The organism is Enterobacteriaceae bacterium Kacie_13, assembly GCA_013457415.1.
Lineage (GTDB): Bacteria > Pseudomonadota > Gammaproteobacteria > Enterobacterales > Enterobacteriaceae > Rahnella.
On sequence record CP045665.1, the window covers coordinates 3772289 to 3789482 of the forward strand.

The window sequence follows — 17194 nt, forward strand, 5'->3', positions numbered from 1 at the left end:
TGGTTGTTTTTCATCTTCATGGCAGGGAATCGGGAGAATGCATACAAAATTTCAATCCAGACCGGTTATCGGGGTTACGCTCGACAGTGAGGAAGCCGGGGGTTACGCCGACTTTCCATGGTACGCCTTGCGTCAGAACTACATGGAAAGCCTGGCAGAACTGGGTGCCGTCCCGCTGGCATTGCCGCATCATGCCGATCTGGCGGATGAATTTCTCGCGCTGTGCGACGGGATTGTCGTCACCGGCGGCGCGTTTGACGTCCCACCCGAATTGTTCAATGAGCAGCAGACCAGCAATCAGGTTCGCCTGAAACCTGGCCGCACTGAATTCGAAAAAGCCATTGTGAAAGGCGCGATGCAGCGCAACATGCCGCTGCTCGGCATCTGTGGTGGTCAGCAACTGCTGGCTGTACTTACCGGCGGCACGCTGCATCAGCATATTCCCGATGCGCTGCCTGACGCGCTCGAGCACAGCACCACCGTCGATACCGAAAATGCCGGAGGCAAAAAGCGGGCACGCCATCCGGTTGAAATCGTCGAAGGGTCGTTGCTTAGCCGCTGCGTCGGCAGCCTGCACTATGAGGTCAACAGTTCTCATCATCAGGCGGTGAAATCTGTCGGCGAGGGTTGCCGCGTCAATGCGTATGCGCCAGACGGCGTGATCGAAGGCATCGAGTGCGAAGGTTATGACTTCTGCCTTGGCGTACAGTGGCACCCTGAATATCAGCAACATCAGCAGGATACGCAACTGCTGAACGCGCTGGTGTCTGCGGCTTCGCGCTATAAGCATTCTATGCGCAGTTCGGCACGGGCGATGACCGACGCAATGACGCGCAAAGGGAAAGAAGAGGTATGAATCAGGCGGTGCTGAAAGCCAAAACTGACCAGATGTTGCGCGGTCTGAACATCGACCCGTTGGCTATCGCGCACCGCACGCTGCCTTACTTCAAAGAAGTCAGTGAGCACTTACTGGTGGACGCTGAAACCGATGCGGACACCGGTAAAATCTACCGCCTGACCTTACCCGCCGCCCAGGCATGGCGGACGATGAAACAGCAGGCCGCCGCCGAAGGCATCGCCATTTATCTGGTTTCCGCGTGGCGAAGTCTGGAGTATCAGGCGGGTCTTATCCGCGCGAAGCAGGCCACCGGTATCGGGCCCGAAACCTTTTTTACCTCACTGGCACCGCCCGGATGCAGCGAGCATCACACCGGCTGCGCCGTGGATATCAATACTCCCGGCTGTGATGAAGTCACCGGCGTATTCGGCGAAACCGACGCTTTCGCATGGCTGAAAGGCAACGCCGCGCGCTTTGGCTTCGTGATGTCTTTCCCGCCGGACAATCAGTGGGGATTCATCTACGAGCCATGGCACTGGTGCTGGCATCCGCAATAGCGCCATTTCCCTTAAACTGTTGATCTGGCTCTCACTTTCCGTAAGTAAAATTGTCCCTAAAACATTTATCTGTTAGGTCAATTTTCTGTTTCATTTTTAGAACAAATAAAACACACTATGCCCTCAAAAGGCTTTCTGAGAAGCGAGCCTGATCTTTACACCTTCTAATAAGTCATAAATTTCAATGCAATCAGATACCGTTTCGCGCAGGACAGCCTGGCTTCGCGTTGTGATGCTGGCAATCGCCGCCTTTATCTTCAATACCACCGAATTTGTGCCGGTCGGATTACTCTCCGACATCGCCGCCAGTTTCAATATGAAGACGGCGCAGGTTGGCCTGATGCTCACCATCTACGCCTGGGTGGTCGCGCTGATGTCGCTGCCGCTGATGCTGCTGACGCGGCAGGTCGAGCGAAAGCGCCTGCTGATCATCATCTTCTGCCTGTTTATCGTCAGCCACGGGTTATCCGTCGTCGCCTGGGATTTCTGGAGTCTGGTGGCGTCACGCATCGGTATCGCCCTCTCCCACGCCATTTTCTGGTCGATTACCGCCTCGCTGGCGATCCGCGTAGCACCTGCCGGTAAAAAAACGCAGGCGCTCAGTATGTTAGCCACCGGTACCGCGCTGGCGATGGTGCTTGGCCTGCCGCTTGGCCGCCTCATCGGCCAGTATCTCGGCTGGAGGACCACCTTTATGTGCATCGGCGGCATTGCGCTGCTGACGCTGATTTGCCTGATCAAACTGCTGCCACCGCTGCCAAGCGAACATACCGGTTCCCTGAAAAGCGTCCCAATGCTGTTCCGCCGCCCGGCGCTGGTCGGCATGTATATACTGACTGCGCTGATAGTGACCGCTCACTACACTGCATACAGCTATATCGAGCCGTTTATTCAGACCGTCGCGAATATGGGTGAAAACTTCACCACCTTCCTGCTGCTGATTTTTGGCGGTGCAGGTATTCTCGGCAGTATTGCGTTCAGCGTGTTCGGCAACCGCTTCCCGGCAGCGATGCTCAGCGGCCCGATCCTGCTGGTGACGCTCAGCATGTTGCTGTTATTTGTCGCGGTGATGAATCCAGTCGCAATTTCAGTACTTTGTGTGGTCTGGGGACTGGCGATGATGATTATCGGACTGGCGATGCAGGTGCGCGTGCTGGCGCTGGCGACGGATGCCACGGATGTCTCGATGGCGCTCCTATCCGGCATCTACAACATCGGTATCGGCGCGGGAGCGCTGATTGGTAATCAGGTCAGCCTGCATCTGGAGATGAGCAACGTGGGTTACGCAGGCGGCCTGATTGGCTGCGTGGCGTTCGTCTGGTGTCTGACGATTTTCAAACGCTACCCGCAGTTAAAAGTAACGAACTGACCGCATTTCTCAGGCCGGATACGATTCCTGTATCCGGCATTTTTACGTCTTCAGCGCAATAATTTCAAATTTCCCGTCAGTGATTTAATCCACTTTTCCGGCCCGACCAACCCTATGCCATCTATCACTTCATCATGCAGATCGCACGTCGGGAAAGTCTTTTCATATTCGTCAAACGCATGGAGCGAGCGGGCAAACGCCGGAAACGCCACCACAACGCGCTCGCCGCTCGCATTGAGGGCTTTAAACATCAGCGCCTTAATGTGATCGGGTGTGCCCTGCAAAATGGGGACGGGATATTTTGAATGAACCACCGATCCGCCATCATGACAATTAGATATTTATGCAATAAAATTCACATAAATATGCAAAATGTATTTTACCTTAACCCGGTTTTGCGATATCAATAGAGGCATTGAAACCTTTAGCAGACAGACCTAATTCATACAGGATTTTATCGATGACAACTATTCTCAAGCACCTTCCTATCAATCAGCGTGTGGGCATCGCTTTCTCCGGCGGTTTGGACACCAGTGCAGCGCTGCTGTGGATGCAGAAAAAAGGCGCGATCCCTTATGCTTACACAGCCAATCTGGGCCAGCCTGATGAAGAAGATTACGATGCTATTCCGCGTAAAGCGATGGAGTACGGTGCTGAGAAAGCCCGCCTGATTGATTGCCGAAAACAACTGGTTGCCGAAGGGATTGCCGCTATTCAGTGTGGCGCATTCCATAACACCACTGCCGGCGTCACTTACTTCAACACCACCCCGCTGGGCCGTGCCGTGACGGGAACCATGCTGGTGGCTGCGATGAAAGAAGATGGCGTCAATATCTGGGGTGACGGCAGTACTTACAAAGGTAACGATATCGAGCGTTTCTATCGTTACGGTTTGCTGACCAATGCTGAGCTGAAAATTTATAAACCGTGGCTGGATACCGACTTTATCGATGAGCTCGGTGGCCGCCATGAGATGTCTGAATTTATGATTCAGTCCGGTTTCGACTACAAAATGTCGACCGAGAAAGCCTACTCCACTGACTCCAACATGCTTGGCGCGACGCATGAAGCCAAAGATCTGGAGTTCCTCGATTCCGGCGTGAAAATCGTTAACCCGATTATGGGCGTGAAATTCTGGGACGAGAATGTGGTCGTGAAAGCGGAAGAAGTCTCCATCCGTTTTGAACGTGGTTACCCTGTTGCGCTTAATGGCGTGACCTTTGACGACAGCGTTGAGCTGATGATGGAAGCCAACCGCATCGGTGGCCGTCACGGTTTGGGTATGAGTGATCAGATTGAAAACCGCATTATCGAAGCCAAAAGTCGTGGCATTTATGAAGCCCCGGGAATGGCACTCCTGCACATCGCCTATGAACGTCTGCTGACCGGTATTCATAACGAAGATACTATCGAGCAATACCATGCGAATGGCCGTGTGCTGGGTCGTCTGCTGTATCAGGGTCGTTGGTTCGATCCGCAGGCGTTGATGCTGCGTGACTCCGCGCAGCGTTGGGTCGCGAGCGAAATCACCGGTGAAGTGACGCTGGAACTGCGCCGTGGCAATGACTACACCATCATGAATACGGTCTCTGAGAATCTGACTTACAAACCAGAGCGTCTGACCATGGAAAAAGGCGATTCTGTGTTCTCACCTGATGACCGTATTGGCCAGCTGACCATGCGTAATCTGGATATCACCGATACCCGCGAGAAGTTGCAAAACTATGTTGAGACAGGCCTGCTGACATCTTCTGCCTCTACCGGTTTACCGCAGGTGGATAATAATAATCTCCCGCGCGGATTACAGGTGAAGAACAAATAATTGTTTAACACAGACTAAAATACGCAAACAATTTATGCGGACAGGATTGTCATAATAACTGATACCATGTCCGCATAATAATTCAGCCATTTACTGCTAAAGGAATCGTTGAGGCAGTGCTGGCATTAATGATCAACCGGGCAATTTTATTTTGTATTTCTTCTTCAAGTCCTGGATATAAAGGCAAACAAATCACTTTATCAGCCAGCACATGTGCAACCGGCAGATTTTCTTTCTTCGCACTTTCTGCGTGCTTATACATATAAAAAGTGCTGATTAAAGGATAAAAATAACGCCGTGCCATAATGCCATGATCTTTCAACAACTCGTAAAGAGCATCACGACTTAAACCAAACTCTTCATTCACCATGATCGGATAATAGGCGTGATTCCACGTCACATCATCAGGAACAGATATTAAAGAAATTCCAGGAACCCCTGAAAGCAACGTTTGATATCGGCTGTGGAGCCTGCCACGCTCTGACAATGCTTTATCGATATGTTGCAATTGCAGAAGGCCATAGGCGGCCTGAAGCTCATTCATCTTGCCATTAATACCTGCGGCTACCACAGTCGTCTCATTGACGAAACCGAAGTTCTTAAGATAATCAATGCGCTGCTTCATTTTCGCGTCCGGGCAAATGATCGCACCGCCTTCGATAGTGTTAAATACTTTCGTCGCATGGAAACTCAGCACGGAGAGATCGCCTTCACGTAACACACTCACACCCTTCTGTTTTACCCCAAAGGCGTGAGCGGCATCATAGATAACCTTCAATCCGTAGGCATCAGCAATCTCCTGAATTCGCACAGTATCACAAGGAATACCATAGCAATGTACCGGCAAAATAGCCGTCGTCGCCGGAGTAATGGCCTGCTCTATCTTTGCTGCATCCAGGTTAAACGTCTCAGGATCCGTATCGACAAATACGGGTTTCAGACCATTCCATAATAACGAGTGAGCTGTCGCAACGAAGGAATACGGGGTAGTAATCACTTCGCCGGTTATACCCAGCGCCTGAAAAGCCGTCAGCAAACCGATGGTGCCATTGGAGAATAAGCATAAATGTTCTACACCCAGATACTCTGCCAGCGCCTGTTCCAGTTGCTGATGATAAGGTCCCCCGTTGGTCAGATGCTGGCTTTCCCATATATTTTCCAGATAAGGGATAAACTCCTCCAGCGGCGGTAATAGAGGACGGGTGACAAAGATATTTTTTTCCATAACAGGGTTATCCAGAGGCAATGATGATAATGGAATGAAATACCGCCGCTTAATACACGGCGGTTAGCATCATAATGTCGGCAAAATAATAGGTTCCGGAGCCCGTCCTTTCTCGTGCTGCTGCCATGCCTTTGTCATAATTTCTTCGAAATACCATGCCAGGCTATCAACCCGCTGTTCAATATCTTTCAAACGGTCACGCATCGTCAGACGCAAAGTATTGAGATACTCATATTGTTGGTCCAGAGCTACCGCTTTCGTCACATACTCATCCTCACTCTGGGCGATGAAATCATGAAGCCCAAGATGGCCCATAACCGCAGCTGCCTGGCGGGAAACGAGAGTAGTGCCAGCACAGGTCAGCGTCGGCACCCCCATTCCATAAGCATGGCTGACCGTCGTGCCGCCTGTATAAGGGAAAGTATCGAGAAGAACATCGACTTCACCATGCATGCGCAGATATTCCACGAAGCCGACTTTCAGTCGCGATACAATCTGATGATTTGACACACCGCGCTTTTCCAGCTCCTGAGTGAAATGAGTGATCATTTCCTGATCGCTCATAGAAGCCAGCAGGAATTTCGCTTTTGGCAATTGAGTTAATATTTTCGCCCAGCAGTCCAATACGACTGACGTTATTTTTTGAGGCCGGTTAAAGCTACCGAAAGTGATATAACCGTTATCCAATGCAGGCAGACGATTAATCTCGCCACAGTAACCTGATTGTTCAAACGGTTTAGCCGATGGTAGATAGGCCAGTTTCTCAATAAATTGATTATCCAATACCCCGGGAGCGGCGAAATTACTGTCAATTAAATAGTAATCCATCTCTTTTATACCGGTGGTTCCCGGATATCCCAGCCAGGACATCTGTACCGGTGCAGGTTTTAGCCCGAATACCGGTAACCGGTTGTACGCTGTGTGTCCGGACAAATCGATCAGGATATCAATTTCATCACTCGCGATTTTAGCAGCCAGCTCGATATGACTTAATGTTTTAACTTCATACCATTCAGTTGATAGCGCAGTATAAAGTTGGGTATGGTTATCATTCGAGGGTGAAACGTTGTAGCCAATAACATCAAACTTCGTCTTATCGATTGAGCTTATTACAGGATAAAGGAAGTTACTGACCGGGTGATCCCGGAAGTCACCTGACACGAAGCCAATACGCAAACGGGAATGCTCTTTCTTCGGAGCATAGGATTTGACGACTTTATTCTTCGCCCACTGGCGGAGTTTTTGGCCAAACTTTTGGTGTTCAGAAAAAATTTCTTCCTGTGAACACTCATGGTCATGCAGCACGATAAACAGCATATTGCTGTAGTTGGAAAAATAATTGTTGGTCGATTCAGAAAGCCTGACGCCTTTTTCAAGATATCCTCTGGCTTCACGTAACTGATTGCGTTCACTCAACACGTTACCCAGTTTTACCAAATACCCGGCATTATTACCATTCGCGTCAACAGCCTTGCGGGCACAGTATTCATATTTAAGACTATTACGCAGATCGCTATAAATCTTGCCCAGCAGATCCCAGGCTTCTCCTTTAGTCGGGTAAGCTCGTAACAAGTGCTGCGCGACTTTCTTAGGATAGTAGCGGTCATGCTTCTTCGACAAACACAGAGCCACGCCACTGTAAAACTCAAACAAAACAGAATTCAGTGATAACCCTGTAGTCAGGCACTTCAGCGCTTCATCAATATCGTTGGACTGGTGATAGATAGAGGCCGCGTCGCGTAACAGCTCGACACTTTCCGGATACCTGTTTTTCAGATCATTTATGACTTCAACAGATTCCTGAATACGGCCAGACATATATAAACCTTTCACTTTTTCCAGTGTTTTCAGGTCGACGTTGCTTCCCGCTTTCTTAATATTTTTATGGCTGGCGTGATCCTTGCGGAAGCCGCCATTTTTAATACTCTCAGAGAACAGCATCAGACTCGAAATCCGGCGCCGGACAATATCAACATCTTGTAAGGCCATGGTTTGCTGATACAAACGCAGCCAGGCAATATCTGAGCCGGTTAATAAACCTTTGCTGGCCAGATCCATCGCCAGCGTGTAATCCTGCGCATCAGCAATATGCAGACCAGAATCAATAAATAACCACTCAGTTTTCGTCAGCAGCGCTTTTTCACCCCACAGATTCCCCAGCTCAATTTCATCCGAAGCAGGCCAGTTGATATCGGATAGTTTATAAATCAGCTTCAGAGTACCAAAGGAGGACTGGTTGTAAGGCGACGCATGCAGAGAGGTATAAATACCAGGGACATTCTCAATATAAAGAGCAGTCAGCGTCTTAATCACCTTCTCCGCATGCCCTTCCGGCTCTTCTGGCAAATATGTGTTTTTTATAATTTGCTGAGTACTGATATTCAGAGGCCAGCTGTCACCAATAACATCCAGAACTCGCCCTAACAGACAGCTGTCAGAAGTCAACGACTCACCCTGACGATTATAAAAAGTCTGTTCTTCGATCCGGCGTTGATAATTTCCCGCCCAGTGCAGGCTTTCAATAACGCTCATCTGCGGGATATCGTGAATAGATGCCTGATGACTGTTTGAGATCATCAGACTAAAACGAAACTGGCGGTCAACGGCAAAATCCAGATATTGCTGTGCGGTGATTTTGTCGAATAAGCCCGTAGCCGCAGAATGCACCAGCGCGATATCCTTACCATAGTGCTGAGCCATCTCATGCTGAGGGGCTACATCGCCGATAAAACGTAGCTGTGATTTCGCCACTTCATTCGTAAAATCAAATAAATAACTGGCATCATTTTTATTATAAATATAGCGAACAGCCAGTTCGGCATCTGAGAGTAATAAGGCTTCAGTAATCCGATTTTTGAGTATACCGTCAGTCTGAGCCATATCCATAAACGCCAGCATTGCTTTGGCCGATGAAAGCCTTTCTTCATCGCTGCGCGCATTTTGGCTATGTAATGCAATAGCATCACGCAACGTATCCGTCACCTGAGCACCCGGTAAGGTATTCCATTTTATCGCGAGGATCCCCTGCGGGGTTAAATGCTGTTCGCAAAAACGCAGTAATGCATCACGCGTTTCACTGTCTAACAGGCTGAATACATCATAAATAATAATATAATCGAATTTACCCGGGTCAACAGCGAGTAAATCCTGCATTCCGATACAATATAAATGGACGTTTTCAATTCCAAGGGCGAAAATAGCACTTTCACCCTGCGTAATATTATCCGGGTCGATATCTATTCCGACGGAGGTACTAAGAGGATTCGCGACAGCATAACGGATAAGATGTGACCCTGCTCCACAGCCGAGTTCGAGAACTTGCGCACTTTGCGGATCAGCACACTTCAGGCCATACATCGCAGCAGCAGCATGGATCCCGGCAGGAGAAAATTGATGTGGGGAATATAAGGATTTCACAATATAGGCCTTGTTGTCGCAAACGTGTTTTTGTAATCAATAAGCAAAGCTGGCGCACGACTCGCGCAATGCAGCCTTATTTTATATAGCCAAAAATGCAGGGTTCTATTTTACCATCTAATCCTGTGACTCTATTGTTCGAAAAGACGTCAAGTTAGGAAGCAAATATAAATATCGATAGCAAAAAAAACCGGAAAAGAAATTTTTCCTCTTCCGGAAATAATCAGCAGGGCTGAACAGAATCAGAATTCAGTCCAGGCCTCTTCTGCCGTGCTGGTGTTCTTTTTGAAAACCGGCTCTTTCAGGGCATGACTCTTGTTGTTGCGACTCAGATGACTCGTGGATCGACTACGTGGACCCTCCTGTGCTCTCATTTCCTGAGACACACCCTCCTCCTGGACACGGAATACCGAGACAATCTCGTAAAGCTCACGGGCGTTCTGATTCATGTTCTGGGTAATCACTGAAGACTCTTCTACCATGGCAGCATTTTGCTGAGTGGCCAGATCCATTTCATTCACCGCCATCGCTATCTGAGCCACACCGGTGCTTTGCTCTTCGGAGGCCTGAGTAATTTCCTGCATAATATTGCTGACGTGCGTCACCGAGTTGACGATTTCCTCCATCGTTTTACCCGCATCTTCAATCAACCGCGCGCCGTCATCAACGTTCTTCACCGATTCGTTAATCAGCAGATTTATTTCTTTTGCCGCATCGGCACTGCGGGCCGCCAGATTACGGACCTCACTTGCCACGACCGAGAAACCGCGCCCCTGCTCACCGGCTCTTGCCGCTTCAACGGCCGCGTTCAGGGCCAAAATATTGGTCTGATTGGCGATGCCATCAATTACGCCATTAATTTCAGAAATTTTGCGGGCACTCTGCGAAATTTTATCCATGGTGGCAACGACATTGACCATTACCGCTGAGCCGTTATCCGCTGCAGATCGCGCCTGATGAGAAAGAGCATTGGCCTGCCGGGCATTTTCAGCGTTATTGGAGACCGTGGTTTTAATCTCTTCCATGCTCGCAGCAGTCTGTTGCAGAGCACTGGCCTGCTCTTCGGTGCGCGACGCCAGATTATGGTTGCTGTTATCAATCTCCGAGGCGTCAGTGCGGATTTCTTCCGACGTATTTCTCACAGAGGTGATGATCCCGCTGAGCGACATTTTCATGTTCTTGAGCGATTCCAGCATCAGGCCAATTTCATTACGAGCTCCCGTCCCGAACTCATGGAACAGTTCCCCGGAGCCAATTTTTTCCAGCATCGAAGAAGCTGTTTGCAGGCGGTTAAACACATTTCTTTTGATGATGATAAATGACAGGCAGGAAATAATAATCGATAACACCAGCAACAGTGTCGCAATCAGCAGGAAAGAGCGACGGTCAGATTCAAACTTATCGGTAATCTGCTTTTCTACTTCTACGGTATAATTCGCATAATCAGTAATTGAATTCTCCAGCGCATTTTCAAGCGAGCCATTATCAAAGCCATGATTGTTATAGACCTTAAGGGAATTCATATTTGCAATATAATTTTCAGTCAGTGCAGTAAATTTATTATGCATATCTGCGGCTAGTTTCTTACCTAACTCGCTGTTACCCGCAGAACTACTGATATTATTACCATGATAACGTGCTTTTTTTAGCGCTTCATCAATGACAATGACCTTTTCATCCAGTATCGCGTGCGTCACATTTTCATCATTATGCACATAATTAAGATCACCACGAACGGTTGAAAGAAAGGCACTCATCCGACGGAGTTCACGGATATTCTGCGTCAGTGATTTTATTTCGCTAAATGACGTATTAGCCTGATACATTGATTTAAATGAAAAAAGCGATGTAATCACGATGATAAAGCAGAGAAGAATTAATATTGTCTTGATCAGTGTCGATATTTTGAAGGATTTCATTGGAGCCTCTGCAGTCATAACGTTATCTAAAAAGGATCAGGCCAACAGGATGATTATGTTCGACAGGTGGTCGAAAATATCTGCCATCATGTTTTCAAAAAACGGCGCAAGTGTGTACATGATCATCGACATGGCAATCATGCCAATGCTCAATGTCAGTGGGAAACCGACGACAAAAATTGAAAGCTGGGGAGTCAGGCGGTTTAGCAAACCCAGCGTAAGGTTCAGCGTCAGCAATAGGGTAATGATCGGTAAACCGAGCATCAGTCCACATTTAAAAATCATCCCGGCGGCATGCGTTATCGCCAGAAAGCCATCCGCATTCAGGGGATTAGCGCTGACAGGCAACAAAACAAAGCTCTCAGACAATATGTTGAGTAACCATAAGTGGCCGTTAAAGGTTAAGAACAGCAACGTCACCAAAAGATTAAGGATCCTCGCAATAACCGGCATGTTTCCCCCTGCCGCCGGATCAAAGAAGGTGGCAAAAGAGAGCCCCATTTGCAGACCGATAATTTCTCCTGCTGTACGCACGGCGACAAAAATAAGTTGCACCGTTAAGCCCATCGCCGCACCAATAATGAATTGCTGCGCGCCAACCCATAAACCAGCGACAGAAAATATCTCGATATGGCTGTTCGGCAGATTTTGACCAATAAGCAAAGAAATAATCACTGCCAGACCAACTTTGGTTTTTTTACCAATGCCTTTTTCATTAAATATGGGGGCGGTGGTAAATAAAGCCAGTATCCGCAGCATCGGCCAGAAAAACTGATTCAGGATAGGATATAAGCTGACTATCGACAGGGTAAGCATGTCTATCCGATGACGTAGGGCAAATTAGTGAGCAGCGTCCGGGTGTAATCCAGAAAAAGATTTAGCATCCACGGCCCCAATAATATGCCGACAGCGACAATGGTCAGAATCTTGGGAATAAACGAGAGGGTCATTTCATTTATTTGGGTCGATGCCTGCAAAATGCTGACAATAAGCCCGGTAAATAGCGCTGCGAACAGCATGGGGGCAGCAATCATCAATCCGACTTTAATGGCCTGAAACCCCATTGCCATTACACTTTCCGGTGTCATTTTTCGTCCTGTTTAACTGTTTAACTGTTTAACTAAAGAAACTTTGCGCCAAAGAACCCATTAACAATTGCCAGCCATCAACCAGCACAAACAGCATCAGTTTGAAAGGCAATGAGATTGTCGCTGGTGGCACCATCATCATCCCCAGCGCCATTAATACGCTGGCGACCACCAGGTCGATAATCAGAAAAGGAATAAACACGGTGAAACCAATCTGGAAGCCGGTTTTTAATTCGCTGGTCACAAACGCGGGTAACAGAATTCGCAGCGGTACCTCTTCCTTACTTTGGAAATTCTCTTCTTTTGCCATCCGCGTATACAGAGCCAGATCGGTTTCCCGGGTTTGTTCCAGCATAAAAGTGCGCAGCGGCTGAACGCCCCGCTCCAGCGCGGTTTCCATACTGATTTTGTCCTCAGACAGCGGTTGCCAGGCATCTTTATAGATTTGGTTAAAGACCGGTGACATGACGTAAAACGTCAGAAACAGCGCCAGCCCCAGCAATACCTGATTCGGCGGTGTGGATGGCGTACCCAACGCGTTACGCAGCAAACCCAGTACGATGATCACGCGGGTAAAGCCGGTCATCATCAGCAAGATGGCGGGCAGGAACGTCAGCGACGTGAGCAGCACCAGAGTTTGTACCGGCAACGACCAGTTTTCGCCATCGGCTGAACGGGTGAGCGTGACATCACCGTTGGCGGCCAAAGCGTGCTGAACCGGCAAAAACAACCCGATGACCAGCAGGAGAAACAGACCGGAAACTAGCCAGACAGGCTGCGAGGGTGTAGAACGGAAACTCATTCCATTGACTCCGTTTTGCGTTTTTTTAGCAAGTTCAGCAAGGTGGACTGGAAATCACCTGCCGCAGGTGCCACTCGTACGGCATCCTCCTCAGAGGGTTTATCAAAGGTCGCAAGGCAGTTGATTTGTGTGGGCGTTACGCCAAGTAAGAGCCGCTTGCCCTCCATATCGATCACCACCACACGCTCACGCTGACCCATTGAGTGGCTGGCAACCACAGACAGGATCTGATTCCCCTTGGGTAAACGCTGTGCGAAACCGGTACGGCGGGCTACCCACGCGCAAACGGCGATGATCATCAGGATCAGCGCCAGCGCACCGCCAACGTTCATGAGTACCGAGCCTGGCACCGCGGAATCGACGCCCGCAGGAGTGGCCTGCGTCTGTGATTGAGTATGCATGGTCATTACCGGCTCAGGCGGTACATCCGCTCTGAAGGTGTAATGATGTCGGTAATACGCACACCAAATTTATCGGAGACGACGACGACTTCGCCCTGAGCTATCAGATAGCCATTAATCAGGATATCCAGCGGTTCGCCCGCCAGCCCTTCCAGCGAAACGACGGACCCCTGACTCAGGCGGAGTAATTCTTTGATGGTCATTTTGGTACGCCCCAATTCAACGGTCATTTTGACCGGAATATCGAGGATCAGGTTCAGGTCTTCAGAAAAATTCGTCACCAGATGTTCTTTAGCTGACGTATTTTCAGCAGATTGTTGTTCATTCATCGCGTCACCCCAAAGATCGTCAATAGAATCTTTATCGGCACCTGACGAAGGTGTATTGTCAGTCATTGGGGTACTACTCCTTTTTTAAAGATAATAGAGCGGGATTCATCATTTGTTCGACTTTCAGAGCATACTGGTTATTCACACACCCATATTTCCCCGAGAATACCGGAACACCATCGACGCGAGCTTCAATACTCTCTTTCTTATCAATGGGAATAATGTCCCCCTTCTGCATTTTCATCACCTGCGACAAACGGGTAGAAATGTCAGAGAAATTTGCCACCAGCTCAAGCTCGGTATCTTTTACCTGAGTGGCCAGGGTATTACGCCACTGACGGTCTTCCTGCTTAGAATTTTCCATTGGCGGATTAGTCAGTAGTTCACGTAACGGCTCGATGATGCTAAACGGAATACAGATATCAAATTCACCCCGGTGCGGGCCAATTTCGACATAAAACGGTGTTGTCACCACAATATCGTTTGGAGACGAGGTGATATTTGTGAACTTCACTTGTATTTCGGCACGGACATATTCCGTATGCAGCTTAAAAATAGAACTCCACGCAAAATCATAAGCTTCAAGCGCCATCGACAGCATGCGGTTTATCACGCGCTGCTCGGTGGGAGTAAACTCACGTCCGTCAGCTTTCGTCGGGAAACGCCCATCCCCACCGAACAAGTTATCGACGGCCATGAAGACCAGATTTGGCGAGAACACAAACAGCGCCGTGCCGCGCAGCGGGTTCATATGCACCAGATTCAGGTTAGTCGGCACTGGCAAGTTTCGCGCAAATTCATGATAAGGCTGTATTTTAATGTTGCCGGCAGTAATATCAGGGCTACGGCGCAGAAGGTTAAACAACCCCATACGAAATTGACGAGCAAAACGTTCGTTGATGATCTCAAGTGAATGTAAGCGCTCACGAACAACACGGCGCTGCGTATTAGGATCATAAGGTTTTACCCCGCCATCCGTTACTGCGCTGTTGGCAACACTTTCATTTTCTGTGTTGCTGCCGCCGTTTAAAAGGCGGTCAATTTCAGCCTGAGATAATATACTGTCAGACATAGAAATTACCGTAAGATGAATGCGTTAAACAAAACATCAGTCACTACCGCACTGTGATTCGGTGCGAGAGGGTTACTGACAGAATTTTTGATTTTTTCAATTAACTGAGATTTACCTTCATCTGTAGAAATATCTTCTGCCGTCTGATTCGCTAAAAGAATAAATAAGCGACTGCGTACTTCCGGCAAATATTGCTCAACAATCAGTTTTGAATTATCGTCTTTTACCCGCAACGTCAGACCAATATACAACACGCGATCGGTATCTTTTGCGCTGGGCAGAAGGCTCACCGTAAAGGTATCCATTGGCACATAAACCGGCATTACCGGGGCCGATTCTTTCGCGACATGGGATGTTTCGCCAACAGCGCCCGATTTCATATTTTTCATTTCATATAATGTATACCCCGCCAGCGCACAGGCTCCGACGGCAATTAACATCATAAAGATCATAGCCAGGGAACTTTTTTTTCCGCCTCCGCTAGATTTCTGGTTCTTTTTACTCATTGTGTGGAAAACCCTGTTATATAAACTGCCCGGAGAACAGGCAGTAATAGACGCTCCAATTAGCGGTGCATTCTATTACAGCCGGACGCCATAACAATTCACGAAAGAAATGAAATTAGTGCTGCCATTTCGCTCAATGATTAACATTGTCAAACAAATGTATTAATACCGTTGGAGTAATGGAGTGTTTTTGTACTGGTTTCGGTATTCTCATCCTTTAGGTGCGCGGCTTCCTGCCCGTCATCCTCTACATGCCCCTGGTTTGACTTGTTATCGTTCTGAGCAGAGGTACTCCAGGAAGAAGAGGAATCTGCGCCCACGCTGCTTTGCCCCAAATGAATACCTGATTCCGCCAGCGACGTGCGCAGGTGTGGCATCGCGGCTTCCAGTGCTGCGCGAACCTGATGATTCTCCGTCACAAAGTGCAGTTGCGCCTGGTCATTTTTCAGGCGCAGATTAATTTGCAGCGAGCCTAAATCCTCGGGATGCAGGCGTAATTGCGCATCATGGATACCGTTACGGGTAAAATAGGCCAGTTGCTGACTCAGCGCCTGCTGCCACGCAGGTGTTCCCAACGCCTGGTTCAGCGCGGCGGGAGAAGCCGTCGCAGGTGCTGCCACCGAAGCCAGTTCGCTCACTGTTGAAAAAGGCGCGCGCGCGCCAGCTTCCGGAATCAGCATCGAGACCGGTTCCTGTTGTAATGGTACTGTCCGGTTCATTTCAGGTCTGAATTGTAGTTGCGCAGTGGCAGACTCTTTCTGGGTCTCGGCTTTATTCATCATAGAAAGAAACGCATCGTGCTGTTCAGAAGCCACCTTATCGGTTCCCTGTTTACCTTGCGTCGCACTCTGCGCCGCCTCAGCGACGGCTTTCGGCTTCATGCTTTCCGGCAACACAAAGGCCGTATTCTGACGCTCCTGCACCTGCGCAGGCGCGGCATCCGCCAACGGTTTCGCCATGATATCGGCGCCCTGCTCTTCCACCGCTTCCGCTGGCTGTGGAGCGGCTGTCTGCCCCGTAGCAGGAGGTTGCATTACCGGCGCGACCTGCACGTTTTGCGCCACCATCTGTTGTAAAGCGAGAAGCTGTGGATCAATTAACGCTTCGCCGTCGGTTTGCGGATCAGGAAGGGGCATCTGAGTGATGATTTCCACCGGCGGCAACTCAGCGGGCAGTGTCTGCACGGGCGGAGCCTCAGGCTGGCCATCTTCCGGCTTTTCCGAAGCCTCGCCTGGCGTCTTCGCTTGCTGGCCCGCTAAAGCCGGTCGGTTTTTTTGAGTCGGATAGGCCTGTTCTAATGTGGCAGAAAAACTGACATCAGACGTTGTCGTGTTTGCAGATTTACCCGGGGTAACGCCACTGACCACAGGGTTGGCGGTAACAATCATAAAAGTTCTCTTCCCATGCAGGCACGCTGCGCAAATTCGTCCATTAACTTTTGTTCCTGACGGTTTTCTTTCAGCATCCGCACGTCGTCAGCCCGGCTTTTCAGTGTTTCGAACGCGTTGAGACGCTGCTTGTCATGACGCCAGTTCAGCAGGGTTTCATTGACTGTGTTCTGGCATTTCGCCACGTGGCTGGCCTGCTGCTTCACGACATTCCCGAGTGAATCAATAAAAGACTGGCGGTTGAGCAAATCGGCCACAGGAATACCTTTACCTGACACCGTTGCTCGCAGCTGTTGCTGATATTCCAGTTCAAAACTTTCCAGTTGACTGAGCTGGGTCGTGGCCAGGCTATAGGCCTGCTGAACTTTCCCTAATTCGGCGGTGGTGTCCGTCAGCGTTTGCTCGGCCAGTTCACGCAGAAAATCCATCGGGTTAGTGGTTGCCATGATTAATTACTCCCC

General features: G+C 49.1%; 17 protein-coding genes. 4 read left to right on the top strand and 13 right to left on the bottom strand.

Annotated elements, in window-relative coordinates:
* Nucleotides 1–37 precede the first annotated feature (37 nt).
* From GE278_17195 to GE278_17205, 3 genes are all read left to right on the top strand, one after another.
* Nucleotides 38–856 carry a gamma-glutamyl-gamma-aminobutyrate hydrolase family protein gene (locus GE278_17195; protein QLK62399.1) on the top strand — a complete coding sequence of 273 codons (819 nt, stop codon included), beginning with the start codon at nt 38–40 and terminating at the stop codon, nt 854–856.
* Nucleotides 853–1395 (top strand): D-alanyl-D-alanine carboxypeptidase family protein, encoded by a 543-nt coding sequence (locus tag GE278_17200; GenBank protein ID QLK62400.1) that lies wholly within the window; start codon nt 853–855, stop codon nt 1393–1395. Before GE278_17195 ends, GE278_17200 begins: the two co-directional genes overlap by 4 nt.
* A gap of 184 nt (nt 1396–1579) precedes the next feature.
* On the top strand, nt 1580–2764 hold the full coding sequence (locus GE278_17205; GenBank protein QLK62401.1) for a sugar transporter: 1185 nt from the start codon (nt 1580–1582) through the stop codon (nt 2762–2764).
* Between the two features lie 50 nt (nt 2765–2814).
* Here GE278_17205 and GE278_17210 read toward each other — a convergent pair whose 3' ends face one another.
* The gene (locus GE278_17210; protein ID QLK62402.1) at nt 2815–3105 is read right to left on the bottom strand and encodes a DUF2000 family protein; all 291 of its coding nucleotides are present in this window, start codon (nt 3103–3105) and stop codon (nt 2815–2817) included.
* Between the two features lie 119 nt (nt 3106–3224).
* Here GE278_17210 and argG point away from each other — a divergent pair, with 119 nt between their 5' ends.
* A complete protein-coding gene (argG, locus tag GE278_17215) occupies nt 3225–4586 on the top strand; it encodes an argininosuccinate synthase (protein ID QLK62403.1) in 1362 nt (453 codons plus the stop codon).
* Between the two features lie 82 nt (nt 4587–4668).
* On the opposite strand, the gene GE278_17220 is transcribed toward argG, so the two are convergent.
* The 12 genes from GE278_17220 to fliJ form a co-directional block, all read right to left on the bottom strand.
* Nucleotides 4669–5811, bottom strand: a complete 1143-nt coding sequence (locus GE278_17220; GenBank protein QLK62404.1) for an aminotransferase class I/II-fold pyridoxal phosphate-dependent enzyme — start codon at nt 5809–5811, stop codon at nt 4669–4671.
* Nucleotides 5812–5880: 69 nt separating this feature from the next.
* The gene (locus GE278_17225) at nt 5881–9228 is read right to left on the bottom strand and encodes a methyltransferase domain-containing protein (protein QLK62405.1); all 3348 of its coding nucleotides are present in this window, start codon (nt 9226–9228) and stop codon (nt 5881–5883) included.
* A 242-nt stretch (nt 9229–9470) separates the two neighbouring features.
* Nucleotides 9471–11165: a methyl-accepting chemotaxis protein gene (locus GE278_17230; GenBank protein QLK62406.1), complete on the bottom strand. Its 1695-nt coding sequence runs from the start codon at nt 11163–11165 to the stop codon at nt 9471–9473.
* 18 nt (nt 11166–11183) lie between these two features.
* A complete protein-coding gene (gene fliR, locus GE278_17235; GenBank protein ID QLK62407.1) occupies nt 11184–11963 on the bottom strand; it encodes a flagellar type III secretion system protein FliR in 780 nt (259 codons plus the stop codon).
* A gap of 2 nt (nt 11964–11965) precedes the next feature.
* On the bottom strand, nt 11966–12235 hold the full coding sequence (gene fliQ, locus GE278_17240) for a flagellar biosynthesis protein FliQ (GenBank protein ID QLK62408.1): 270 nt from the start codon (nt 12233–12235) through the stop codon (nt 11966–11968).
* Between the two features lie 28 nt (nt 12236–12263).
* Nucleotides 12264–13037 carry a flagellar type III secretion system pore protein FliP gene (gene fliP, locus GE278_17245; GenBank protein ID QLK62409.1) on the bottom strand — a complete coding sequence of 258 codons (774 nt, stop codon included), beginning with the start codon at nt 13035–13037 and terminating at the stop codon, nt 12264–12266.
* Nucleotides 13034–13444, bottom strand: coding sequence for a flagellar biosynthetic protein FliO (gene fliO / locus GE278_17250; protein QLK62410.1), 411 nt, complete (start codon nt 13442–13444; stop codon nt 13034–13036). Before fliO ends, fliP begins: the two co-directional genes overlap by 4 nt.
* Nucleotides 13444–13833, bottom strand: coding sequence for a flagellar motor switch protein FliN (fliN, locus tag GE278_17255; GenBank protein ID QLK62411.1), 390 nt, complete (start codon nt 13831–13833; stop codon nt 13444–13446). The genes fliO and fliN overlap by 1 nt, the downstream gene beginning before the upstream one ends.
* Before the next feature lie 7 nt (nt 13834–13840).
* Nucleotides 13841–14839, bottom strand: a complete 999-nt coding sequence (fliM, locus tag GE278_17260) for a flagellar motor switch protein FliM (GenBank protein ID QLK62412.1) — start codon at nt 14837–14839, stop codon at nt 13841–13843.
* A 5-nt stretch (nt 14840–14844) separates the two neighbouring features.
* Nucleotides 14845–15345, bottom strand: coding sequence for a flagellar basal body-associated protein FliL (fliL, locus tag GE278_17265; protein QLK62413.1), 501 nt, complete (start codon nt 15343–15345; stop codon nt 14845–14847).
* Nucleotides 15346–15494: 149 nt separating this feature from the next.
* On the bottom strand, nt 15495–16733 hold the full coding sequence (locus GE278_17270; protein ID QLK62414.1) for a hypothetical protein: 1239 nt from the start codon (nt 16731–16733) through the stop codon (nt 15495–15497).
* Nucleotides 16730–17179: a flagella biosynthesis chaperone FliJ gene (gene fliJ, locus GE278_17275; GenBank protein ID QLK62415.1), complete on the bottom strand. Its 450-nt coding sequence runs from the start codon at nt 17177–17179 to the stop codon at nt 16730–16732. Before fliJ ends, GE278_17270 begins: the two co-directional genes overlap by 4 nt.
* Nucleotides 17180–17194: the final 15 nt, after the last annotated feature.